This is a genomic window from Treponema lecithinolyticum ATCC 700332, from assembly GCA_000468055.1.
GTDB lineage: Bacteria > Spirochaetota > Spirochaetia > Treponematales > Treponemataceae > Treponema_C > Treponema_C lecithinolyticum.
In genome coordinates, this window is sequence record KI260554.1 from 156,889 (window position 1) to 179,973 (window position 23,085).

Below are 23,085 nucleotides of genomic sequence, written 5' to 3' on the forward strand. Positions count from 1 at the left end.
TTTTCCTTTAACTATGAACTTAAACTCATTTGTACCGCCCAAATTGCAAGCTGTGTTCTGTCGCGTAATTCCAACTTATCCAATATGGCGGTAATATAGTTTCTTACCGTGCCTTCCGAAAGACATAAAGCTGCCGCAATTTCTTTGTTTGAAGCGCCTTTTTCTATTTCGCGCACGATTTTCCATTCTGCAGCGGTTAGATTTTCCTCGTGTTTATTGTCAAATGCCATGCCGATACCTTGATTTGCCATTTCATAAAAAAATTTAAGTACTTTGGATGCTATATCCGGATTGATCATCGATTGTCCGTTATACACAGTTTTTATCGATTCGTATAAATCATCCAAAGCAATTCCTTTGAGCAAATAACCGCTGGCGCCGTATTTTAGCGCGTTGTATACGTACATGTCGTCATCAAATGTTGTTAAAATAATTATTTTTATATGAGGGTATTGTTGTTTTATTTTTTTTGTACATTGCACACCGTCGATTTTGGGCATCCGGATATCCATTAATATAACGTCCGGTTTTTCTTTTTCTATGGATTCCAAAACCTCCGCGCCGTTTGAAGCGGCTCCGGTAATGACAACGTCTTCTTTGTTTTCAAGCCACAGCTGCAAACTTTCTCTTATAAGCTGTTGGTCGTCAGCAATAAGTACTTTAATCATTTTGTTTTTCCCGTAGCGGTAAAAGAGCTTCTACCGTAAAGCCATTGTGAGAAATAAAACCGATGCTTCCGTGCAAAAGGGCGATTCGTTCTTTCATATGAGTAATGCCGAATCCGTCGATTAAGTTTTTGCAGCCGCATCCGTTATCCGATACAACTATTTCCAAGTTGTCGTTTTGGCTGGAGATAACGATAACAATTTTTGTTGCTTTACCGTGGCGGATTGCGTTGGTAACGCTTTCTTGGATTATTCTAAAAATAGCGTTTTCTTCGTCCTCGCCAAAACATAAGTGTACGTAACAAATAAATTGAATTTCAATGCCTGTTGCGCGTTTGGTTTTTTCAATCATGTTTTTAATGTTTTGGTCGAGCGGTGTTTGTGTGCCGGAGTCGGAGCGCAATGTGCTTACTGAACGGCGTATATCTGCAATACCGTCCTTTGCCACTCCGGAAATAACTTGTAATTGCGTTTTTGCCGCAGCGGGGGTTTTATCCATAATGGCAAGGCAAGTGTCGACTCCTACGGAAATACCGGTTAAAGAATGCCCTACCGAATCGTGTATTTCCATAGCAAGGCGGTTGCGCTCTTTTGTTTGTCCCATTTTTTCTTTTATGTCGGCGTACTCTTTTAGTTTTTCGTTGGCTTTTTTTAGTTCACCGTACAGTTTGTTTTTTTCGTCGATAATGTCTTTTTGTTCTTGAATAACTTTAATGCAAAAAACGGTAAAACTAATCATATTAAGGGCGGAAAGCGTATAAAAAATAAAAAGTAAAGTGCGGCTTATAGAATGAGGATAAAACAACATATAACTGCGCACCGAAAACAACGGATAAAACGAATTAACCAACTCGTAACTTGAAAGCATGTATATGAATATTCCGAAAATCATTGCAGGATAGCGCCATGATTTTTCTACGTTATCGATTATGTTTGCTAAAAGATACAGCATAAAACCGTTGTAATTACAGTTTGTGGTTTTTAAAAGCAGCATATTTAAAATAATATCTATAACAAAGGTTGTATAAAACACGCTTGTTTTTTGTACACTGATAAAACGGCGGATTAAAAAAGTTATAAAAAATCCCGTGCATACGATAAGGGTATGGGCAAAAGATGCTGCCGGGTTTAAGGGGATGCAATTGGCTCCGGCTAAAAATTCGCTTGCTTTACCGAACGCACAAACCGTATACGACGTCGATTTTATAACTGCCATAATAAAAAGGCACGCGCTTACGTTAAGGGCAAACATAAAATATTTTATTTTTTGAATGCTTGCACTTTGTTCCATACTTATTGCCATCCGTGTACGTCAAACCGGTTAAGGTTTTTGCGTGTAATCAATTCCACCGGAATACATATACGTTTTTCAATGGACTTTCCGTTTAAGTACGCGTATGCCGTTTGAGCCGCTGTTTTTCCCATTTTTAAGGGAAACTGTGCAACCGTCCCCTCTATATAGCCCTTTTGAATCATTTCTTTACCTGAAGGTGAGCCGTCTATACTGTATATAAGCGTTGTGCGCTCCGGTTGCGCTTTTTTCATAGCGGCAAAAGCACCCAGCATAGTAGGGTCGTTTCCTCCGATAAATACGTCAAAATCCGGATCCGTTTCTATAAAGTTTTGCATTTCTATCATAGACGGAATTAGTTTTGTGGTATTGGTAAGCATATATACGATTTTATAATCCAAATTCGAGGTTTTAATCGTATCTAAAAAACCTTGAGCACGCAAATCGGTTGAAGCTATAACTTTGTCGTACATAATAACGATTTTTGCTTTTTTACGCTTGGCAATAAGGTCTTTTGCTATTTGTATACCGGCGCCGTAATTATCGGATAAAATAACGCTGAGGGCAAGGTTTGCTTGGTATGCATCCGTGCCTACGATAATAAACGGAACTTTTTGTTTTGAACATGCAAGCAGTGCCGGGGTAACGGTTTTCCAGTCTGCAGGGTTTATAAAAATAAATTCACACCCCATAGACAGCATATCAAGAATTTGTTCGTTTTGTTTTTGTTGATTTTGTTCGGGGTCCCGCGTTATCAATATATCTCCGTTGGATACGACGATTTCTTCGATAGCGGAATTTAACACTTCAAAGTATTGATTGTCCATAGTCATATACGTTGCGCCGAATTTCCGCGGAATATGATTTTTGTTTTTTAAAGGCGGTTTTTGTATAAAAAAAATAAAAAAGACAAATAACAGCATTAAAACAAAACCAGATACGAAAACTGCTTTATTTTTTAGCCTATATAAACTCATCTTAAAACCCGTTATTTTGTAAAACCGTTTTTGCCAATTGTTTTGCGCTTTTGGTGAACGCAATACCACCCTTTGCCGTTTCTTTTAATTCCGGCGGAAGCATTTTGCCCGTGCGGTACATCGCTTCCAGCACTTCATCGGGAGGAATGGGGCTTTGCATTCCGGCAAGCGCCATGTCCGCGCTTACCAGTGCGTTTACTGCCTGGCTTGCGTTTCTTTGTGCGCACGGAATTTGCACCAAGCCCGCTACCGGATCGCATATTAAACCCATGGCGTTCATAAGTGCAAAACAAAAAGCGTGAAAGCTTTGTTCAACAAGACCGCCTGTAAATTCAACCGCCGCTGCGGCTGCCATTGCTGCCGCAGCACCGCACTCGGCTTGGCAGCCGCCTTCAGCTCCCGAAACGGTTGCGTTTTTTACGATAACCGCTCCTATTCCCGATGCGGTTAACAGCGCACGGAGTACTTTTAGCCGCTCACTTTGTTTCCGGTTTTCATCAACTTCCCGTTCGTTTAAAGCGATAAGCACGGCGGGGATAATACCGCTTGCTCCTGCCGTCGGCGCAGCGCAAATGCGGCCCATAGAAGCGTTTACTTCGCTGACCGATAAAGCAAGAGAAATTGCGCGGTTTATAAAATTGCCGCATAAACTGTTTTGTTTTTTCGTGTATGAATGGTGGCGGCTCGCATTGCCGCTTATAAGATTTCCTGCCGTAGCAAGCGGTCCGTTTAACGCTTTTTGTGCAGATTCTTCCATAACTTTAAACCGTTTGTCCAATTCGGCAAACACAGCGTCTTCGCTTGTGTTTTGAAGCGCGCATTCGTTGTCTAAAATAACGCGCCACAACGGTTTTTGTTGAGCCGAACAAAGGTGGGCTAATTGTTCAAAATTCTGATACATAGTTATCCTATACGCTTATAACGATTACCGCGAGAACGTTCGGCAGTTCGTTGAGTTTTTCTTTTAAGCGCGCATCGATGGGAGAATCCGTTTCGATAATACAGCACGCTTTACCGCCCCGTTCTGTTCGGCTTACTTTCATCACCGCTATGTTTATGCGGTTTTCGGCTAAAACGCCCGAAATTTCGCTGATAACACCGGGAACGTCTTTTTGGAACACGACAAGAGTGTTTGTTTCCGCACCGAATTCGGTAGCAAAACCGTCTATCGATTTAATGAGGATTCTGCCGCCGCCGATTGAAGAGCCGGTTATGTCTACGCTTGAGCCGTCTTTGTGTATAAACGTAAGCTTTGCCGAATTTTCATGCATGCCGTCCAACTCTGTTTTGTAAAATTCATATTCCAAGCCGAGTTTTAGGGCATAAGAAAAAGAATCGGCAATACGCTCATCGTCTTCGTAAAAACCCAAAACGCCTGCAACCAGCGCTTTGTCGGTACCGTGACCGAAACCGGTGTCGGCAAAGCTTCCGGAAAGACCGAATCGTACTTTTGTAAAAGGGGGGCGTGCAACGGCGGCGGCAATACGTGCAAGGCGCGCAGCTCCTGCTGTGTGTGAACTGGAAGGACCGGTCATAATCGGACCGGCAACTTGAAAGACGCTTATATCCATAACTCAATCGCAGTTAAAAGGCTGCGTATCCTTTAGCTTCGGTCGGCGTTTTGTTCTTCGTTGTGCAGTTTTTCTTCTTTTGCATAAATGCACAGCGCATCTATAAGTTCGTCGCAATAGCCTTGCATAATATGGTCAAGTTTGTACAGCGTTAAATTTATGCGGTGATCGGTAACGCGGTTTTGCGGAAAATTGTACGTACGGATACGTTCCGAACGCTCTCCCGTGCCGACCATGCTTTTGCGCGCCGCTGCGCGTTCCGCATTTTTCTTGGATTCTTCCAAATCGAAAAGACGTGCCCGCAAAACGCGCAGCGCTTTTGCTTTGTTTTTAATTTGGCTTTTTTCGTCTTGCTGAATAACAACCAAACCGGTGGGCAAGTGTGTTAAACGTACTGCAGAATCCGTCGTATTAACGCATTGACCGCCCGGACCGCCTGCTCTCATAACGTCTATGCGCAAATCTTCGGGTTTAATTTCGATTTCCGTTTCTTCCGCTTCGGGCAATACCGCAACCGTTACGGCGCTCGTATGCACGCGCCCTTGAGATTCGGTTTCGGGAACGCGCTGTACGCGGTGTACGCCGCCTTCATAACGCAAGCTTCCGTACACGTATTTTCCGCTTATGGAAAAAGATATTTCTTTAAAGCCGCCCACTTCCGTTTCGTTGGCGTTCATTATTTCGTATTTCCAGCCTTTTATATCGGCATAGCGCGTGTACATACGGAATAAATCGGCTGCAAATAAAGAAGCTTCGTCCCCGCCGGCTCCTCCGCGAATTTCCATAATAATATTTTTTTCTTCAAGCGGATCGGGCGGAATTAAAAGCATTTTTATTTTTTCTTCCATAGCGGGTTGTTTTTCTTCAAGCTCTTTTAACTCTTCTCGCGCAAACTCTTTCATGTCGCGATCCGTTTCTTCGGTAATCAAATGCTTGGCATCTTCTATGCCCTGCAGCAGTTTTTTATATTCTCCGAAGGCATTCATTACTTCGCTTAAATAGGCGTGTTCGCGCATAAGTTCTTTGTATTGCTTTGGGTTTTTTGCGAGTTCGGGATTTTGGACAAGATTGTTTAGTTCGTCAAAGCGTTCAGCCATGTGTTCCAAGCGTTTGATCATAAAAGAATTATATAAAAAAAAGAGCGCTCAAGCAAGCGTTTTGTAAGCTTGAAAGCTTGAACAGTGCACAAGCACGTACACGGCGGTAAACGTATGCTTTCTTTTTTTATTTTTTTGTGTTAAACTTGCGTCTATGGGAAACGAGTTTTCTTTTTCGCAACAAAAAAACCGCACCGCAGCCTTGATCGGTGCTTTGGGAGCTCTTACCGTATTGCTTACGGTAACCCGCTTGGGCTTTATTCCTTGGTTTGCAGGAACTGCAATCACTGTGTTGCACGTACCGGTTATTTTAGCCGTGTGTTTAAGCGGCTCGGGGATTTTTGCTTTGCATACGGCTTTGGGAGTCGGCTGTATATTCGGATTGTCTTCTTTGGTGTATGCCGCTGTTTCTCCACTCGGAGCGATAGACCCGTTTTTTGTAAATCCGCTGATTTCGGTTTTGCCGCGTTTATTGTTTGCAGCCACAGTATATTTTTTATCTAGATTTTTTTCGTTTGTGTTTACCCCCTTGCACCGCATAGGAGTCGTGCTTGCTACCGCATTAACGGCGTTTATCGGAACGGTGGCGCACGCTTTTTTTGTTTTAACCGCGCTCGTTTTTGCAAAAGCGATTCCGTGGTCCGTAGTGTGGGCTGTTATAGCGGCAAATACTTTTTTGGAAGCAGCTGCTGCGGTTATTTTAGTTCTTGCGGTAACCGGCGCCGTACACGGCATTGCAGAACACCGCACATCAAAATTGAATTCGAAAAACGGTAAACAATGAAAATTATTATTATCGGAGCGGGTTTTACCGGCACACAGCTTGCACGCCGCTTGATTTCAGAAAAAAACGATGTAACCCTCATCGAAAGCAACGAAGAAACGGTACGCCATGCGTTAAACCGGCTTGATTGTATGGTTGTGCAAGCCGAGGGCAATAACCTTGCCACTTTACAAGACGCCGGTATTGCAAAAGCCGATGCGTTGGTTGCAGTAACGGAATCCGACGAATTGAATATGATTACTTGTTCTTTGGTAGATTCCGTGTACCCGAATATTATAAAAATTGCCCGGGTGCGCAACGACGATTACTATGCCAATTCAGCGGGAAAAGACGATGATACCAAAAAAGACAGTACGCGGCCTTTGTACGGCATCGATTTTATGGTACACCCCGATATAGAAGCTGCCGAAGCCATTGTCGGTGCCGTAGAGCACGGAGCCGTTACCGATGTTGTGGATTTTGAAAACTGCGATTTTGAATTGGTGTCTTTGTACGTAGAGGAAGGCAGTTTTCTTGTAGGCAAGCGGGTTCAGGATTTAAAAAAACTGACGCAAAGCGCTTTTTTAATCGGATTTATAGAAGAAAACGGAGAGCCCTTTTTGCCTACCGGCTCTACCGTGCTTAACGCCGGCAACCGTATCGGTTTGGTAACACGCAAAAAAAACTTAGATGAATTTTTAACCTTGTGCGGTTCTAAAACCGCCGTTTTAAAAAAAGTTGCTTTAGTCGGTGCCGGAAGAATCGGAACGGTAATTGCCGACCGTTTAATTTCCAACTATAAAAAGCGCACCCCGTTCGGGTTGTTCGGCAGCAAACACAAAGCAAATCACGAATTCATTATAATAGAAGCGGATTCAAAACGTGCGCAAGAAGCGGCAGAGCGCTTTGCCGATGCAAACGTATACAATGCCGACGTTTCCGACGAAAGTTTTATAGAAGAGGAAGATTTAAACACCTTTGATTTAGTGATAGCCGCTACCAGCAATCACGAATTGAATATGATAACTTCGGCATATATGAAAACGCTGGGGGTCGGCAAAGCCGTGTGTTTGGTGCAAAGCAGCAATTATGCTTCCATTGCACGCAATATCGGCATAGACGTTGCCGTGCCGATAAAGGATGCGGTTGTAGACAGCATTTTAAGCCATTTGCGCGGCGAAAGCGTTACGGGAATCCATACGCTTGCAGAAGGCGAGCTTGAAATAATAGAAGCCGTGTTGCCGGCGGATTCTCCCGTTTTGGGACAAAAGTTAAGACAAATTGCTTCTCCCGGTTCTTTTGTCGTGCTTTTAATACAAGAGCAAGACAACGGGTGTTTTGATATTCCGTGCGGCGATACGCTGTTTAAAAACGGAGACCGCCTTGTTATGCTAACCTATTCAAAAGACGTTAAAGCAACGCTGGAAACATTCGGGGTGGGAAATTGATACTGCTTTCGCTGATTCGCGTTATCGGAATACTGTTAGCGGTTATAGCTTCAACAATGGTGATTCCGATTTGCGCCGCGTGGGTATACGGAGAGTTTGCCGTTATGCCGGCTTTTGTTATACCCGCCGTTGTATGCATTGTTTGCGAAATTTTTATTTTTTTTGTGTTTAAAAACCGCCCTTTAAAATTCAGTTTTAGGTCGGGCTTTGCCGTTGTTGCACTTTCCTGGCTTGCCGCAAGTTTGTTGGGCGCCGTTCCCTTTTTGCTTTCAAAAACAATACCGTCTTTTGCCGACGCTTTTTTTGAAAGCGTGTCCGGTTACACGACAACCGGCGCGACGATTTTGACGGATGTGGAACACTTGCCGCGCTGTATAAATTTATGGCGGATGCAAATGCACTGGCTGGGCGGTATGGGAATCGTCGCCTTGACCGTTGCACTGCTTCCCATGCTCGGAGTCGGCGGTTTTCAGTTGATAAAAGCGGAAACCACCGGACCGGAAAAAAGCAAAATAACACCCAAAATAACGATGACGGCTAAAATTCTGTGGTTTATTTATGCTGCTCTTACGGCGGTTCAAACCGCTTTGCTGATGATTGCCGGCATGGATTTTTTTGACGCTTTAGGACATACCTTTGCAACTTTAGGTACCGGCGGATTTAGTTCACGCAACGCGAGCGTCGGCTCTTATGCAAGCGCCCCTATTGAATGGATTTGTACTATTTTTATGCTGCTTGCCGGCGTTAACTTCAGTTTATATTATCACGCCTTAACCGGACGCGCCGGAGAATTGCTGCAAAATACCGAATTAAAAGTGTATTTGCTGATTTTAGCGTGCGCCACGGCTGTTGTAATTCCGTTTATTATGCCGCTGTACGGTTCTTTTTCGGCGGCTTTACGCTATGCGTCGTTTCAAGTGGTGTCGATTACAACTACAACGGGTTTTTGTACTGCCGATTATTCTTTGTGGCATCCTGCAGCGCAAATGATTTTATGCGCCCTTATGTTTGTCGGCGGCTGTTCGGGCTCTACCGGCGGCAGTATAAAAGTTATCCGCTGGGTAATTTTGGGCAAACAAATGGGGGTTGAAGTAAAACGTATGCTGCATCCGCACGGTGTGTTTAATATACAGCTTAATAAACGTGCGGGGCGCAAAGACGTTGTGTTTACCGTCGCCGCCTTTATGTTTTTGTATTTATTTCTTGTGTTTATCAGTGCTTTTATTGCCGCGCTGGATGGAGCCGATTTATTAACTTCGATCAGTGCAAGCCTTGCCATGGTCGGCAATATCGGCCCCGGTTTTTCACGGGTGGGACCTGTCGGCAATTACGGATTTTTTTCGCCCTTTGTAAAGTATTGGTTTTCTTTTGCTATGATTGCAGGACGCTTGGAATTGTACACTATGCTTGTATTTTTTATGCCGTCTTTTTGGAAAAAATAATACGGGGTTTGCACGATTTACAAACCCCGTACCGGCACGCGCAGACGCTTGCAGCTTTATAAGCACAGTGCGTATTAGCGCACTAAAAGACGGTTAAGCTTTTTAACAAAGTCCGCAGGATCTTTTATCTCCGCCCCGCTTACCAACAAAGCTTGGTCGAGCAATACCCCTGAAACATCGGCAATATAGTTTTCGTCTTCGCTGTCTTTAAGCGTTGCAATAATCGGATGGTCCGCGTTTACTTCCAAAATCGGTTTTATTTCTCCCATGCCGCTTTGTCCCATTGCTTTCATCATCCGCTCAAGCTGCAGCGAGGGGTCGTTTTCGTCTACGACGATACAGCACGGAGAGTCCGACAAGCGTTTTGACAGCACAACGTCTTTTACGCGTTCTGCAAGCGCTTTTTTGATTTTTTCGGCGATAGGTTTAAACTCTTTTTCTTTTTTTTCAGCTTCTTTTTTGTCAACTCCGAGCTCTTCATCGCTTCCGGCGCGGTTTACCGCTTTTAAATCAAAGTCTTTATATTTTCCCAGTGCAGGGAACACAATATCGTCGATTTCATCGGACATAATCAATACTTCAAAGTCTTTTGCTTTATACGCTTCCAAAAGGGGAGATTTGCGTAAATTTGCTTCGTCGCTTCCGGTAATATAGTATATGGCTTTTTGACCGGTTTTCATGCGCTGAACGTAGTCGGCAAAACTTGTCCAATTATTTTCACCAGTGCCTTCCGGCGCTGTACTTTTAAACCTGATAATTTCGCACAGTTCGTCGCGGTTTGCAAAATCGGAGTACAAACCTTCTTTAAGCGGCCGGTTAAATTGCGATACAAACAAATTCCATTTTTCGGCTGCACTTTTCGGTTTGTCCGCATTGCTTTTGTCGTCCGTACTGCCGCCGGCTTTTTCGTCCTTGCCGGATTTACCGCCTGGGCTATCGCCGCTTTTACCGTCAGCCGCGTGTGAAGCTTCTTTTTTTGCTTCTTCTCCCATTTTTTTGAATTCGCCAAGTAGTTTTTTTACCGAGGCCGTTTTTATTGCATTTAAAATGCGGTTTTGCTGTAAAATTTCGCGGCTGACGTTCAGCGGTAAATCTTCCGAATCTATAATACCGCGCACAAAACGTAAATATGCCGGCAAAAGCTCCCGCTCGTCATCCGTAATAAACACACGTTTTACGTACAGTTTAACGCCGCTTTTGTAGTCGGCTTGATACATGTCGAACGGCGCGTGTTCGGGAACGTAAAACAAAGTTGTGTACTCTTGCGTGCCTTCGGCGTGGGTGTGCACGTACATCAGCGGGTTTGCAGAGTCGTGCGACAGCGTTTTGTAAAAATTGTCGTAGTCTTCTTCTTTAAGCTCGTTTTTCGGTTTTTTCCACAATGCGCTTGCACTGTTGATTTGATCGACTTTATTTTCGCTTCCGGTTTCTTTTCCTTTATCGTCGTATTTTTTTTGTACGTAGTGCAAGTAAATGGGAAAAGCAATATGGTCGGAATAACGTTTTATTAACTCTTCCACTTTCCAGCGGCTTGCGTATTCGGCGCTGTCGTCGTTTAACTTCATAAGCACAACGGTTCCGTGCACGTTTTCGTTGTCAAAACCGAATTCTTTTGCTTCTGTCGTATCCGGTTTTAATTCTTCCAAGTCGTAGGATTCGGTACCCGCGCTTGACCAGCGGTATGCGCTGTGCGCTGCACCCGAAGCGGTTTTTCCGGCTTTGCGTGTAAAAACGTCGATGTGTGAAGATGTCATAAAAGCGGAATAAAAACCGACACCGAATTGCCCGATAAGGGCGGAATTTTTTTGAGCGTCTTTTTCGAGTTTTTCTAAAAACACCTTTGTTCCCGAACGGGCGATAGTGCCTAAGTTTGCGTTCAAATCGTCTTCGTCCATTCCGATGCCGCTGTCTTGAACGGTAAGCGTTTTTTTTGTTTCGTCAAAATAAATATCTATGCGCGGGTCGAATTGTACTGCTTTGTATGCATCTTGCGACAAGGTAAGATATTTAAGCTTGTCCAATGCATCCGATGCGTTTGATACGATTTCGCGTAAAAAAATGTCTTTGTTTGAATACAGCGAATGAATGATTAACTTAAGAAGTTGATTTACTTCGGTTTGAAATTGATGGGTTGCCATTACAGCACTCCTTGTGATGGATTTGGTTTAAATGTACTAAAAAGTTTTGCGCTCCGGCAAATTTGTTTTTGTACGGAAGTGTTTTTTGTGTTCGGAGAAAGTAAGCCTAAAACTTACTTATCCTGTGCGATTAAGTTGCGCACAGCTTGAATTGCAACCCTCACGGCGGCGTCCGTATCGTGTACGATGGGGTTTTCGAGTCCGGCTTTGTTCCGCTCTTGATTGCCTACAACTAAAAAAGTTGAACCGCAGCGTACTTTTAAATAAGCGGCAACGATAAACAAAGCCGCCGATTCCATTTCCGATGCTTTACAGCCCATACGGAGCCACGCTTGCCATTTTTGTTCCAATTCATAGCTGACGGCTTTTGTTTCCGGTTCATGCTGTCCGTAAAAAGAATCTTTACATTGAACAATACCGCAGTGGTAGTTCATATTCAGTTTTTGTGCGGCGCCGATAAGGGCGTTTGTTACATCTAAATCGGCAACAGCGGGAAACTCTATAGGTGCATATTCTTTACTGGTGCCCTCCGCACGGATAGCTCCCGTTGCAATAACAATGTCGCCGCCTTTTACGTTTATGTCCATGCCGCCGCACGTACCTATGCGGATAAAAGTGTCCGCTCCGCAGCGCACCAATTCTTCCATCGCGATGGCAGCGGATGGTCCGCCGATACCGGTTGAGGTAACACTTACTTTAACACCGTCAAGCTCTCCGGTAAACGTAATGTATTCGCGGTTATCGGCGATAAGGCGGGCGTTGTCCAAATAGCGTGTAATTTTTTCGCAGCGTTTGGGATCGCCCGGGGTAATAACATAGCGTCCGACATCTCCGGGGCGGATGTTTAAATGATATTGTAAGTTTTTTTCACCGGCATAATTTTGCATAACGGGAAAATTTAATAGCGCACCGACACGGCTAAGCCGAATTGTCCGTTAGGAACCGCGAGCGGAACAATCGACATTTGCGCGTCGTTCAGTAATAACGCTTGTTCAAGACGTCTGTTGTATTTGGAAGCGTAGGTTATAGGACGGACGATGCCGAATATCCATGAACCGAGCGAAATAGCGCCACCTGCTACAAGTAAAGGTATGGCATACTCTTCCGGTTTTTTTGAGATAAGTAATGAAAGACATCCACCAACCGCACAGCCGGTTCCGATAAGTCCCGTTCCTAAATGTATTACTCCGCCCGCTATATCTTTTTGAGCAAAAGATCCTATACCTAAATTCGGCGGAATACCAACAAGAAACGAAAAAACATTTATTGCAACAGGTCCCAAAGTCTCTTTTTTTTCTTTGTTGTAAAGAGAAAGACGTTCTTGATAGGGAAGTTCAATAGCGATTTTTTGGATTTTTTCTTGATGTTTCTTTACATCTTTTAATAAAATTTTAGCACGTGCCGACAGGTCGGCTTTTGTTTCCGCATCGAGCGGCATATCTTGTGCAAAAGCCGCCGCACATAATAAGCACACACTTACAGCCGCTAAAAAAAGTTTTTTCATTTGTTTTTCTCTCCTTAAACTGAATCCTTTTAGTGTATAAAAATGTTTATTTTGAAAAAGCTTCGTTCAATCTTTCAATCATATCCGGTGTAACTGTAAATCGTTTTACAGTACCGTCGTCAAGGCTAATTTCCAAAAAAGCTTGGGATAAGTGAAGCGCTTCCAAAACATCTTGAATACGGTCTTTTTCGAGAATTGTAGATACCCGTATGAGATGTTCTTTTGCATCCCGTCTGAGTAAGGAAATATTTTTTAATTGTACAAATGTTTTGTCTGTAAACACAAACCGCGCTTCTGAAATAAAAGCTTCGGTTTTACCGTGAAGGGTAAAATTAACGTATGCATCGGTAACATAAGAGCGGTTTTGTTTTTGATAGGTAAAGTCTATCATAACAAAAGATTTATCTTTTGCTTCTGTTGAAATTAATTTTCCCGGGCGAATATAGTATTGCAAATTACCCGAAGACATAAAAGTTGTTATAACTTTTTCTTTACCGGTTGTGCCCGGTAAGGTTATACAACTTAAAAAACAAAAACAGAATAAACTTGATAATATAAAATATTTTATTTTCATAAATAATTATTTACCACAAAAAAAACAGTACCGCCGAAGCGATACTGTTTTTTTTAAACCTTAGTCACCGGAAACCACAGTGGTTACAGTGCAGAAAGGAATAGCGGGGCTGGCAGGCCAATCGATGCGGATATCAACCGTACCGATTTTGGAGATGCCGCCGTTTTTAGCAGCCATCTGTACGCCACCTTCACCTTTCAAGGGGAAGCCCGCTACAGCGCCCATATAATAGGATCCGATGAAAGACTGAGAAGCTTCTCCGACTTTCGAACCTACCATACCGGTAGCACCGGCATCAAAGGGGTATGTCGTTGAGCATGCAGCAAGCAGCATAACAGCAAGTGCGCATACCAACACAAATGCGATTTTCTTCATAAGAAAACCTCCTAATAAAATATACATACATTATACCTTATTTTATACAAAAAATCAAGCCGTATAAATAAATTTTTGTTGACAGCTTTGAAAATCTTTATTTTTGTGCTATAGTAAAACACAATTATTGCGGAGGCAACAATAGTATGAATACGGCAATTTTATGGGATATAGAAAACGTTACGCCGCCGCGCGGAACAAACTATATTCAGCTTATTATAGATACGATTTCCGAAGACGGAAAAATATCCTATGCAATGGCGTTCGGCGATTGGAACCGAAATCACATTAAAAATATAGCGGCGGAACTTGCGGCAAACAGTTTTGAACTCATCCATGTTCCCGCTTCGCGCAAAGACAGCTCCGATATGTCTATGGTCGCACACGGAGTTGAATTGATTTTTCAATATCCGCATATTGAAAAATTCGTTTTGATTACCGGCGATGCGGATTTTCGTCCGCTTTTGCTCAGTTTGCGTAAATACGGTAAACAAACCCTCGTTATTTGTGACGTTACCAACAACGCTTCCGAAGATCTTTTAAAAATGGCGGATGATTTCAAAGACTACCGTGATATTATCGATGCGGCAGATTCTGCCGACGGTTCAAACGATGAAGAAAACGGAGCGGAACGCAGCGAACGGTTGACAAAAGAGCAAGCATTTGAACTTTTGGAAAACACGGTAGACATTATGCAAAAAGAGCATAAAATTCCTCACTTGGGTGCGATTAAAATCCGCATGAAACTTTTAAATTCGGGGTTTAACGAAAAAAAACTCGGCTACCGTACGTGGAAAGCTTTTATCGGCGATGCGGTAAAAGTGCGTTCCGTCCGCTATGCCGATGAAGACGGTACTGTTTTGGAATTGGCAGACCGTGCACAAAAAGGCTTACCGGAAGTGTTTAAACGTTTACTCGCTATTGTAGACGGGGATAAACCGATGGCGTTTAACGAAGCGGCAAAAAAAATCAATTACCGCGATTACGGATACGGGCGGTTTAAAAAACTGGCGCTTGATGCGGAAAAGCGCGGGTTGGTAAAATTGGAAAACCGCGGTTTATCGTGGTATTTGAGCAGGGTATAACAGGGGGCGGCGGCGGAGTAAGCCGACTTTTGCGAAATTTGCGGAACGTGTTTGTTATTTTTGCGGTTTTTCCGGTCGGTAAGGCGGTGCTTTTTCGGCGGCGCTCAGCTCCGTGTTTTGTTTCAATGCCAATGCTGCAAGGTGAGCGGTATACGCGTTTGTAATATCCGGCGGTGCGTGAGTGTGTGCGGCAGCTGTTTGCGCCGCAATGCGTGCACCTTTTTTTATGTCTTCAGCTTGCAGTGCGCTGACGGTTAAAACATCGGCTATTTGTCCGGCGGAAGCATTTGCCAGTTTTTCGATATTGGTCCATTTTTCCATAATAAGCGCGGCGCGTTTGGGACCGACATGCGGCAAGCGGGTAAAAACGCTTACCGTGTTTTCTTTTGTGCGCAACGCTTGGTTGCGGCTGGTAGCAAACCGGTGAGTTTCGTCCCGAACGCGCTGCAAAAGCCGCAGGGCGTCGCTACGTTTGGGTAAACGGATGGGTTCCGAAACTCCGGGTAGGTACAGTTCTTCGTCCCGTTTTGCAAGACCGACCAAAGGGATGGGCAATCCCAGTGCGTCCAAAACGCCTTTTACGGCGTTTACTTGTCCTATACCGCCGTCTATCATAATAAGGTCGGGCATTTCTGCTTGTTCATTTAAAAGCCGTGTGTAACGCCGGCTTGCCGCTTCGCGAAGAGATGCAAAGTCGTCTATGCGTCCTTCAAGGCTTTTAAGCCGGAAAATGCGGTAGTTTTTCTTATCCGGATTGCCGTTGTAAAAACTGATAAGGCTTGCAACGGTAAATTTTCCTGCCAAATGAGCGATATCGAAACCTTCTATGCGTAAAGGTAGCTGTTCCAAATGCAGCACTTTTTTTAATTCTTCCAAAGCAGGCGTATCACCGCGTTCGCGCATGCGGCGCACAATGTCTTCTTTTGCATTGTGTTCTGCCATGCGCAATGCCGCTTCGTGGCGGGCATAGGCATCCGTTTCTTGAGCTGTTGTTATATTACTGTGAATATTGAAGCTTTCAAACAGCCATTTTTCAATTAATTCCAAGCCGTCTTTGTTTTGCACGAATATGCGCGGCGGAATCATCGTTTTTTCCGTGTAATAAGCGGTAATGAATTCACATATCAATTCTCCGCCCTCTTTAAGGCTTCTCGTGCGATATACGTCTTTCATAACCAATTTACCCGAGCGCATTTTTAACACTGCAAAGCTGACAAGGCTTCCTTCTGTATAAAAACCTATGTAATCTCTACTTTCGGGGTTAAAATCGCTGACTGCGTTTTGCAGTCTAAGCGTTTTTAAAGCCGCCGCACAATCACGGTATCGGCCGGCTTTTTCGAACTTTAATTCTTGCGCCGCACGTTTCATCTTGTTTTCGAGATTTTCGACAGCTTTTTCGGGATTTTCTTCAAGAAACCGCTTTATTTCATCGATAATTGAACTATAGGTTTGTTTGTCGATTTTTCCGCAGCATGGAGCGGCACAGCGGCCTATATGATAATACATACAAGGATTGCGTCTGTGGGGCATCTTTTTGCATTGACGCAGCGGGTATATGCTGCCAAGCGTATCTATAAACGTACTGAGTGCTCCTGCGTTGGGAAAGGGGCCGTAATACACAGAGCCGTCTTGTATGATTTTGCGTGTTTTAATAAGGCGCGGAAAAGCTTCGTTGGTAATACGGGCGACCGGATAGGATTTATCGTCCTTTAAATCGATATTGTAGCGAGGTCGGTATTGCTTTATAAGCGTATTTTCCAAAATAAGGGCTTCATATTCATTGGCGGTAGTAATATACTCTATGGAATAAGCTTTTGATACGAGAATGCGAGTTTTTATGTCTTTTTGTCCGGAAAAATAGGAGGCTAACCTGTTTTTCAGATTTTTAGCTTTGCCGACGTATAAAACGGTTTGTTCGCCGTCTTTCCACAAGTATACACCGCTTGAACGTGGAGCGCCGAGAGCTGTATTATGTAATATCCGGTACCGACTGTTTTCCGTTTTCATTGTATGCTGCCGCTTGGGGTTTTATTATGATTAAAAATAATCATTTTTTTGCAGTTTGTACAGTTTTATCTTTGTTTTCGTATGCGTTTTTTTGCGAAGCCGAACAGCTTTCCGGCGCTTTGCCGAATTCGCTGCGCAGTTCCGTAAAGGAAATCGTTGTCGGCGGTGACAAAGGCTGGTCTTCCGTTCAAACGGCGCGCAACACCGCAAAAAAAGCCGGACGGTTCGGTAAAGAAGCCGTTACCGTTGCGTCTGCGGCAATTACGCTGTCTGCCGATATCGATTTATTGCTTAATTTTGAAAACGCTTCTTTTAACGATGCTGCGGGAAATTACAGTGTTGTTTCTTCCGTTCTTACCGCCGTACCTGATACCATTATGGGTAAATATGCCGCTTCCGGCAAGGGCTCAGGCGGCGGGCTGCGTTTAAAAGGTTCAAAAAAAGCTTTGTTCGGAAGACCGGGAGCTGCGGGTTCTTTTACTTTATCTTTTTGGCTTAATCCGGCGCTTGCCGAAAACGGCGAAACCGTATTTTTGTGGCGTTCATCGCAAAATGTAAACGGCAATCCGCTGTACCAAATGATAGGCGCTGCTTTTTTTAATAATAAGCTTGAATGGACTTTTACCAATGTGTTTACCGATGCCGACAAAAAAAAAGATGTGGTGCTTTCGGGAAATCATTTGGTAATTCCGAATAAATGGGCGCTGCATTCAATTGCGTTCGACGAGGAAACAGGGTTGTTGGAATACCGGGTAGACGGCAAAATCGAAGCGCTTACTTATATTACATCCGACGGCACGTCTTCCGGTACTGTGTATGCCGGCGTGCTTGGTGTTCCTGCCGAATTGGAAATATGCCCCTTTTTTAGCGGGAAAATCGATGAAGTTTGTATCCGCCGTAAAACGGTACAATTCGATTATCATCAAAGCCTGTATGCCGCAGGCGGCGGTTATTTTGAAACCGAACCGTTCGGACCCTTTTCTGCAGGAACGGCGTTTACGGGAATTACGGCGGTTGTCGATACGCCGGAGCAAACCGATGTGCAGTTTTTTATCCGCGCAGGAGATAATTACCACGAATGGACATCCGTGTACCCGCCGTGGGTTCCGGTAAAAAGCGGAAAGCTTATAGAAAACGTTTCGGGTATATGGATGCAAACCGCCGGCGCTTTGTATACCGACGGTGCAGCGATGAAAGCTCCTTCGGTAACGGAATTAAAAATTGCGTACATCGAAAAAGAAGCGCCGCCGGCACCGGTCCGTTTGTTTGCAAAAGCGGGCGACGGCTATGTCGATCTTTTATGGCTTGCTTCTTCGGGAGACACACCGTCCGGTTATATGGTATACTACGGCAGCACTTCAGGTGAATATATCGGTCAAAGCGCAGCGCAGGGCTCTTCTCCCGTCGATGCCGGAAAAAAAACGGGCTTTCGTCTTTCCGGTTTGGAAAACGGTAAAATATACTATTTTGCCGTAAGCGCTTACGACAGTACGGACAAGCGGCTTGAAAGCGTTTTATCGGAAGAAGCGTATGCGAGGCCGTTAAAGGGATTGTAATGAGTGAAGCTGCAAATAAAATATCTTTTACTCTTCAGCGGGCAAACGCCGCTGCCGTAGCACGCGATTATGTTTCGGCAATCCGTTTATATACCAAAGCTTTAAAGTCTGACGAAAACAATACGGACATTTTAATAAAACTCGGCTCTGCTTATGTAAGCGCCGGGGACGATGAAAATGCGTTGGGCGTTTTTACTTCCGTGCTTGAAAAAGAACCGGATAATTTTGATGCGCTTAACTATTTAAGCGGTATATACCGGCGTTTGGGCAGATTCGAAGAGTCCATAAAAATGATGGAGCAAGTGCGCGACAGGGATTCAAAAGCGGGCGCCGTCGATTACAATATGGGCTATACGTATCGCTTAATGAAACAATACGACAAAGCTGCCGAATGTTTTATGAATGTTATCGATTCCAATCCGAACGATGTGCTTGCATATAATCACTTAGGCTGTATAGAAGATTTACGTGGCAATCACGATAAAGCTATTGCAGCATTTTCGCGCGGTTTGCAAGTAGACCCCAATCACCCCGTTTTGCACTACAACGTTGCATTAAGTTTGGCTTCTCAGGGTAAAGATGAAGAAGCCGAAAAACATTTTCAAGCGGCGCTTCGCTCAAAGCCGACGTGGTCGGAAGCTGCCGGAAAGTATGCCGATTTGCTTTTGCACATGAAAGAAACTGAAAAAGCAAAAGATATTTTATTACAGGATATAAAATTAAACCCTGCAAATGAAAGCGCATACAATAAATTGGGGCGTTTGTATTTAAAGCAGGATGATTTTGAAAACGCAGAACTAACCTATTCAAAAGTGCTGAAGCTGAACGCCGAAAACACGGAAGCATTGAACGGTTTAAGTAAAGCATATGAAAAACAAAAAAAATATACACAAGCTTCCGATATTTTGGAAAAGCTTGAAATTCTGGAAAGCGGCGATGAGCGGGTTGCCGTGCGCTATGCAAAAGTGCTTATCGCGCTGGATCGCTTGTACGACGCTGCCCTTCGTTTAAAACGGGTGTACGATAAAAACTCCAACGACATCGCTATGCTTAATGTGCTCAGCCAGTATTTTATTCGTAACGGCGAAATAAAAAAAGCGTATACGTGCTGTAAACACATCCGCAAACTTGATCCCAAAGCAAACGGTTTTTTAAAGGATAATGCCGAACAGTTTGTCGGTTCGGGAATGTTTGAAGACGCCGAACGGTTTTTAAAAGAATATGTGCATGCAAAACCGGACGATGCCGAAGCGTGGAATTCTTTGGGCAGCTGTTATGAATCGTTAAAAAAATATAAAAAGGCACTTGCAGCATGGAAACACAGTTTGGATTTAAATGCAAACAACACCGCCCTTATTAAACGGATAGGTGTGCTCAGCCGGCACTTGAGTGAAGACAAAGAAGCTATGTCCGTTATTACCGATGTGCTTAATAAAAATAACGGCGCAGAATTAAATTTGGATGCCGTGCGGGATTCCATAAGTGCGCGGGAAAACGCATTTGCCGCTATTGAAGAAGCCGATATGCCGTCGTCGTTCCAAAACGCGGGACAAAACCTTGCCGGTGCTGCAAGCGGTGCAAAAGAAAATGCCGGTTCAGCTGAAATTGATGAAGAGCTTGAACCGATTGACTTTCCCGATATAACGGAACAAACCGAGTGCTACAACGATTTTACCTTTGATGATTTTAAAGTTCAAAGCGAGCAGAGTATCGACGACGAATACGATCCTTTGGAATTGATTGAAAACAAAGAAGAGCTTACACAGGAAAAACCGGACGACGAATATTTTGATCTTTCGCAATTACTTCCGGCAGACAGTCCTTTGGACTTTGAAAAAGCGGACGAAAACAGTGCAGCCTTTGATGAGTTTGACGGAAAAAATTCAAAAAGCTATGAACCGCTGGAAGAACAAGAGTTTATGGATATAGACGGCAGCGGTTTTGAAGCGGAAAGCGAAGAGGTTGAAGATCCCGTTACAAAAAGTGAGCCGCAGGCAGCGTTTATCCCGACGGAACAAAACAAAGCCAAAGCAAGCGAAAGCGAAGTTGTACCGCAAACTGAAGATAACCCCGCTCCGGCGGAAAACCCGGCGGTGCAAGAAGAGTTTGAAATTGAACCGGCTATTGAACAAAACGGCGAAGCCGAATTGCTGCAGCAAGCTGCAGACGGGTTGCAAGACGCCGCCGAAGGTATGGAAAAAGCTGCCGAAAAGCAAAACGAAAACCTTCAGGGACTTCGTGCGCTTGCTGAAAAATACGGAGATAAAAAAGAAAATGAGTTGTCCGATGAAGCGGACGCTGAAGAAACCGGCAACAACACAGACAGCGAAGACGACATCATCGCTCAAGCCGACGATGAAAACCTAACCAGCGATGAAGTTTTAATGGAAAAAGTGAGAACCGTTTTAAAAGAAGTGTTCGACAAACCGCCGGTTGCCGAATTTAACAGTACGTGCGAAATGTTCGGTTCGCTGCGCAATTTATGTTCGTTTTTGCCCGAACAAAAAAAAGATGAGTTTTTTTCAAGTTTAAACAGGGTAAAATTGGAATATGTAATCGATCGGCTTTTATGCAAGCCAGGTCTTTTAACAGCTGCACAAGCGCTGCACACCAGCGGTTTGGCGGAACCCGTTCCCGCCGCACAAACGTTGCACGGCAGTATGCTTTTAAAGCACACCCTTTCGTATATGAATTCTCTTATGAAAAATCTGCCCGACAAGGGGCATGCGGCGGCGCTAAGCTTTGAAGTTAAGCGTATAGACGAAAAGCTCAAATAGTACTGCGGCGCACGACAGATATACAACCGGTAAGTGCTTTGCCCGCACAGGCTGCGAGCTGTAGACACATAGCCTTTTATGTGACCTGTAACACTGCAGTAGATATCCTCGCGCGCTCTTTAGTCTTTATAAGACGACGCAACCTTTGGGCGCCGCCCTTTTATAAAATCAAACAGAATTTTATCTTTAGTTAAAAGCAATAAAAGCGTTTGTGCGGCGGCAAAAAGTACAAACAATATAGCGAGCGGTATGCCTTGCGCAATAAAGCGGTGCATGTGCGAAAAAACGGAAAAAACATGTTTTTTTAACAGTACAAGCGGCACCAGCGCGGCAAAAGAAAAAACGGAAAGTTTAACCGCATATAAAACGGCAGTACGTACTATATAGCCGGATCGGATTTTGTCGGTTTTAGTTAAAAATAAAAACAAAAAAGCGGTGTTTGCCGCACTTGCGAGCGTCAGCGCAAGCGCAATACCCGCTCCTTTTAAAGGATGTATAAACAAAGCGGCAAGTGCAATGTTTACGGCAAAGCCGGCTATACCCGCCGCCGTCGGAGATTTGGTGTCGCTTTGTGCATAAAAAGCTGGCGCAATAATGCGGTTTAAAGCGATAAAAAACAAGCCGACTGCGTGAAAACGGAATGCCGAAAGCGTCAACGCAACCGAAGCGTCGGAAAAGCGCTTTGATTTGTATATGAGGATAATAATATTTTCGCCGAATATAAAAGAAAAAAAAGAAACAGGTACGGTAATAAAGGCAATAACGGCGACGGCGCGCATCAGCATTTTTTCAAAAGCGCTCCAATCACGGCGTTTTGCAAAACCGGATAAATCGGGTAAAATAACAGTGCCGACCGAAACGGCAAAAATGCCTAAAATCAACTCCTGTAAGCGAAGCGAGTATTGTAAGCTGGATACAATTCCTTCTCCGGCACGAGCGGCAAGCGCAGTGGAAACCACATCGTTAAGCTGATAAGCCGCCATACCTACGACGGTGGGTGCTATCAGTTTTAATACGCGCCGCGTTTCCGGATCCGTAAAGGCTCGTTTTACGCCGGTAAAAACGGGAAAAAATCCCTGTTTAATAACAAAGGGCAGTTGAAACAGTGCTTGCAGTATGCCGCCTGCCGTTACTCCGTAAGCCATAGCGCGCGCGGGATTTGCCGTGTAAGGCGAAATAAAATACGCAGCTCCGATAACGCACAGGTTAAACAAAATGGGTGTAAAGCCCGACGGTGTAAACACATTGACGCTGTTTAATATACCTTGAAAAAATGCCGCAACGGAAATTACCAATAAATACGGAAACATTATGCGTGTTAAAAAAATCATTTCAGGCAAAACAGATGAAGCATCACCGCGTACAAAAAGCGGCACTATAAGCGGAGCAAGGGCAATGCCTGCGGCAACGGTTACGCTTGCAGTAAAACCGACAAGCGTAAAAACCGCGTTTAAAAAATCTCGGATGTTTTTTTCATGCTCGACGGCATCGGTACTGCTGCCGGTATCGCCGGATTTTTCAAGCATAGCTTTAAATGTGGGAATAAAAGCAACCGATATGCTGTTTTCCGCAAACAAACGGCGGAACAAATTGGGAATCATAAACGCAACGCCGAATGCATCGGCTAAAGCGCTGGTTCCTAAAAAAGCAGCTTTTGTCATTTCCCGCACCAAACCCAGTATGCGCGAAGCAAGCGTTAAAAGGGAAAGCTTTATGCCGGCGGAGACTAAAGAGTGCTTCATAAACTTTAGCATACCGCTATTGCCTCTTTGTGGCAATGCCTGTAAAATAGTAAAACTGTGGAAAATACGGTAT

The 23,085-nt window shown here is 44.1% G+C and carries 19 protein-coding genes; 6 read left to right on the forward strand and 13 right to left on the reverse strand.

Annotated elements, in window-relative coordinates; all coding sequences use genetic code 11:
- Positions 1–11 precede the first annotated feature (11 nt).
- From HMPREF9193_RS01385 to prfA, 6 genes are read right to left on the reverse strand one after another with little or no spacing between them, the layout of a single operon-like run.
- Complete coding sequence (locus HMPREF9193_RS01385; RefSeq protein ID WP_021686252.1) at positions 12–668, reverse strand: response regulator transcription factor; 657 nt, start codon at positions 666–668, stop codon at positions 12–14.
- Positions 661–1,956 (reverse strand): sensor histidine kinase, encoded by a 1,296-nt coding sequence (locus HMPREF9193_RS01390; protein ID WP_169720441.1) that lies wholly within the window; start codon positions 1,954–1,956, stop codon positions 661–663. Before HMPREF9193_RS01390 ends, HMPREF9193_RS01385 begins: the two co-directional genes overlap by 8 nt.
- A 2-nt stretch (positions 1,957–1,958) precedes the next feature.
- On the reverse strand, positions 1,959–2,933 hold the full coding sequence (locus HMPREF9193_RS01395) for a substrate-binding domain-containing protein (protein WP_021686254.1): 975 nt from the start codon (positions 2,931–2,933) through the stop codon (positions 1,959–1,961).
- Between the two features lies 1 nt (position 2,934).
- Positions 2,935–3,834: an L-serine ammonia-lyase, iron-sulfur-dependent, subunit alpha gene (sdaAA, locus tag HMPREF9193_RS01400; protein WP_021686255.1), complete on the reverse strand. Its 900-nt coding sequence runs from the start codon at positions 3,832–3,834 to the stop codon at positions 2,935–2,937.
- 7 nt (positions 3,835–3,841) lie between these two features.
- Positions 3,842–4,504 carry an L-serine ammonia-lyase, iron-sulfur-dependent subunit beta gene (gene sdaAB / locus HMPREF9193_RS01405; protein ID WP_021686256.1) on the reverse strand — a complete coding sequence of 221 codons (663 nt, stop codon included), beginning with the start codon at positions 4,502–4,504 and terminating at the stop codon, positions 3,842–3,844.
- A gap of 32 nt (positions 4,505–4,536) precedes the next feature.
- The gene (gene prfA, locus HMPREF9193_RS01410; RefSeq protein ID WP_021686257.1) at positions 4,537–5,622 is read right to left on the reverse strand and encodes a peptide chain release factor 1; all 1,086 of its coding nucleotides are present in this window, start codon (positions 5,620–5,622) and stop codon (positions 4,537–4,539) included.
- A gap of 133 nt (positions 5,623–5,755) precedes the next feature.
- On the opposite strand from prfA, the gene HMPREF9193_RS10640 reads away from it, so the two are divergent.
- Genes HMPREF9193_RS10640 through HMPREF9193_RS01425 form a run of 3 tightly spaced genes read left to right on the forward strand, consistent with a single transcriptional unit; the run spans position 5,756 to position 9,254 of the window.
- Positions 5,756–6,385, forward strand: coding sequence for a hypothetical protein (locus tag HMPREF9193_RS10640; protein ID WP_051305963.1), 630 nt, complete (start codon positions 5,756–5,758; stop codon positions 6,383–6,385).
- Positions 6,382–7,812: a Trk system potassium transporter TrkA gene (gene trkA / locus HMPREF9193_RS01420; RefSeq protein ID WP_021686259.1), complete on the forward strand. Its 1,431-nt coding sequence runs from the start codon at positions 6,382–6,384 to the stop codon at positions 7,810–7,812. Before HMPREF9193_RS10640 ends, trkA begins: the two co-directional genes overlap by 4 nt.
- The gene (locus HMPREF9193_RS01425) at positions 7,809–9,254 is read left to right on the forward strand and encodes a TrkH family potassium uptake protein (protein WP_040847204.1); all 1,446 of its coding nucleotides are present in this window, start codon (positions 7,809–7,811) and stop codon (positions 9,252–9,254) included. The genes trkA and HMPREF9193_RS01425 overlap by 4 nt, the downstream gene beginning before the upstream one ends.
- Before the next feature lie 74 nt (positions 9,255–9,328).
- Here HMPREF9193_RS01425 and htpG read toward each other — a convergent pair whose 3' ends face one another.
- From htpG to HMPREF9193_RS01450, 5 genes are all read right to left on the reverse strand, one after another.
- Positions 9,329–11,392, reverse strand: a complete 2,064-nt coding sequence (gene htpG, locus HMPREF9193_RS01430) for a molecular chaperone HtpG (RefSeq protein ID WP_021686261.1) — start codon at positions 11,390–11,392, stop codon at positions 9,329–9,331.
- 113 nt (positions 11,393–11,505) lie between these two features.
- On the reverse strand, positions 11,506–12,279 hold the full coding sequence (gene udp / locus HMPREF9193_RS01435) for a uridine phosphorylase (protein WP_021686262.1): 774 nt from the start codon (positions 12,277–12,279) through the stop codon (positions 11,506–11,508).
- Positions 12,280–12,290: 11 nt separating this feature from the next.
- Positions 12,291–12,896 carry a P13 family porin gene (locus HMPREF9193_RS01440; RefSeq protein ID WP_021686263.1) on the reverse strand — a complete coding sequence of 202 codons (606 nt, stop codon included), beginning with the start codon at positions 12,894–12,896 and terminating at the stop codon, positions 12,291–12,293.
- A 46-nt stretch (positions 12,897–12,942) separates the two neighbouring features.
- On the reverse strand, positions 12,943–13,365 hold the full coding sequence (locus HMPREF9193_RS01445) for a hypothetical protein (protein WP_021686264.1): 423 nt from the start codon (positions 13,363–13,365) through the stop codon (positions 12,943–12,945).
- A gap of 165 nt (positions 13,366–13,530) precedes the next feature.
- On the reverse strand, positions 13,531–13,845 hold the full coding sequence (locus HMPREF9193_RS01450) for a TRL domain-containing protein (protein WP_040847205.1): 315 nt from the start codon (positions 13,843–13,845) through the stop codon (positions 13,531–13,533).
- Between the two features lie 146 nt (positions 13,846–13,991).
- Here HMPREF9193_RS01450 and HMPREF9193_RS01455 point away from each other — a divergent pair, with 146 nt between their 5' ends.
- Positions 13,992–14,930, forward strand: coding sequence for an NYN domain-containing protein (locus HMPREF9193_RS01455; RefSeq protein WP_021686267.1), 939 nt, complete (start codon positions 13,992–13,994; stop codon positions 14,928–14,930).
- Positions 14,931–14,984: 54 nt separating this feature from the next.
- Here HMPREF9193_RS01455 and uvrC read toward each other — a convergent pair whose 3' ends face one another.
- Positions 14,985–16,937, reverse strand: a complete 1,953-nt coding sequence (gene uvrC, locus HMPREF9193_RS01460; RefSeq protein WP_021686268.1) for an excinuclease ABC subunit UvrC — start codon at positions 16,935–16,937, stop codon at positions 14,985–14,987.
- Between the two features lie 26 nt (positions 16,938–16,963).
- Between uvrC and HMPREF9193_RS01465 the strand changes: the two genes are divergently transcribed.
- Positions 16,964–18,493 carry a fibronectin type III domain-containing protein gene (locus HMPREF9193_RS01465; protein ID WP_156882432.1) on the forward strand — a complete coding sequence of 510 codons (1,530 nt, stop codon included), beginning with the start codon at positions 16,964–16,966 and terminating at the stop codon, positions 18,491–18,493.
- Positions 18,493–21,270 carry a tetratricopeptide repeat protein gene (locus tag HMPREF9193_RS01470; protein WP_021686270.1) on the forward strand — a complete coding sequence of 926 codons (2,778 nt, stop codon included), beginning with the start codon at positions 18,493–18,495 and terminating at the stop codon, positions 21,268–21,270. Before HMPREF9193_RS01465 ends, HMPREF9193_RS01470 begins: the two co-directional genes overlap by 1 nt.
- 119 nt (positions 21,271–21,389) lie before the next feature.
- Here HMPREF9193_RS01470 and murJ read toward each other — a convergent pair whose 3' ends face one another.
- A complete protein-coding gene (murJ, locus tag HMPREF9193_RS01475) occupies positions 21,390–23,012 on the reverse strand; it encodes a murein biosynthesis integral membrane protein MurJ (protein ID WP_084604335.1) in 1,623 nt (540 codons plus the stop codon).
- Positions 23,013–23,085 lie beyond the last annotated feature (73 nt).

What these genes read in the sequence shown, in the direction of transcription:
- HMPREF9193_RS01395 (WP_021686254.1), bottom strand. Translation starts at nt 2,933, where the DNA reads ATGAGTTTATATAGGCTAAAAAATAAAGCAGTTTTCGTATCTGGTTTT.
- trkA (WP_021686259.1), top strand. Translation starts at nt 6,382, where the DNA reads ATGAAAATTATTATTATCGGAGCGGGTTTTACCGGCACACAGCTTGCA.
- HMPREF9193_RS01465 (WP_156882432.1), top strand. Translation starts at nt 16,964, where the DNA reads ATGATTAAAAATAATCATTTTTTTGCAGTTTGTACAGTTTTATCTTTG.
- HMPREF9193_RS01385 (WP_021686252.1), bottom strand. Translation starts at nt 668, where the DNA reads ATGATTAAAGTACTTATTGCTGACGACCAACAGCTTATAAGAGAAAGT.
- htpG (WP_021686261.1), bottom strand. Translation starts at nt 11,392, where the DNA reads ATGGCAACCCATCAATTTCAAACCGAAGTAAATCAACTTCTTAAGTTA.
- sdaAB (WP_021686256.1), bottom strand. Translation starts at nt 4,504, where the DNA reads ATGGATATAAGCGTCTTTCAAGTTGCCGGTCCGATTATGACCGGTCCT.
- HMPREF9193_RS01440 (WP_021686263.1), bottom strand. Translation starts at nt 12,896, where the DNA reads ATGAAAAAACTTTTTTTAGCGGCTGTAAGTGTGTGCTTATTATGTGCG.
- HMPREF9193_RS01390 (WP_169720441.1), bottom strand. Translation starts at nt 1,956, where the DNA reads ATGGAACAAAGTGCAAGCATTCAAAAAATAAAATATTTTATGTTTGCC.
- prfA (WP_021686257.1), bottom strand. Translation starts at nt 5,622, where the DNA reads ATGATCAAACGCTTGGAACACATGGCTGAACGCTTTGACGAACTAAAC.
- HMPREF9193_RS01450 (WP_040847205.1), bottom strand. Translation starts at nt 13,845, where the DNA reads ATGAAGAAAATCGCATTTGTGTTGGTATGCGCACTTGCTGTTATGCTG.
- udp (WP_021686262.1), bottom strand. Translation starts at nt 12,279, where the DNA reads ATGCAAAATTATGCCGGTGAAAAAAACTTACAATATCATTTAAACATC.
- uvrC (WP_021686268.1), bottom strand. Translation starts at nt 16,937, where the DNA reads ATGAAAACGGAAAACAGTCGGTACCGGATATTACATAATACAGCTCTC.
- HMPREF9193_RS01470 (WP_021686270.1), top strand. Translation starts at nt 18,493, where the DNA reads ATGAGTGAAGCTGCAAATAAAATATCTTTTACTCTTCAGCGGGCAAAC.
- HMPREF9193_RS01455 (WP_021686267.1), top strand. Translation starts at nt 13,992, where the DNA reads ATGAATACGGCAATTTTATGGGATATAGAAAACGTTACGCCGCCGCGC.
- HMPREF9193_RS10640 (WP_051305963.1), top strand. Translation starts at nt 5,756, where the DNA reads ATGGGAAACGAGTTTTCTTTTTCGCAACAAAAAAACCGCACCGCAGCC.
- murJ (WP_084604335.1), bottom strand. Translation starts at nt 23,012, where the DNA reads ATGAAGCACTCTTTAGTCTCCGCCGGCATAAAGCTTTCCCTTTTAACG.
- HMPREF9193_RS01445 (WP_021686264.1), bottom strand. Translation starts at nt 13,365, where the DNA reads ATGTCTTCGGGTAATTTGCAATACTATATTCGCCCGGGAAAATTAATT.
- sdaAA (WP_021686255.1), bottom strand. Translation starts at nt 3,834, where the DNA reads ATGTATCAGAATTTTGAACAATTAGCCCACCTTTGTTCGGCTCAACAA.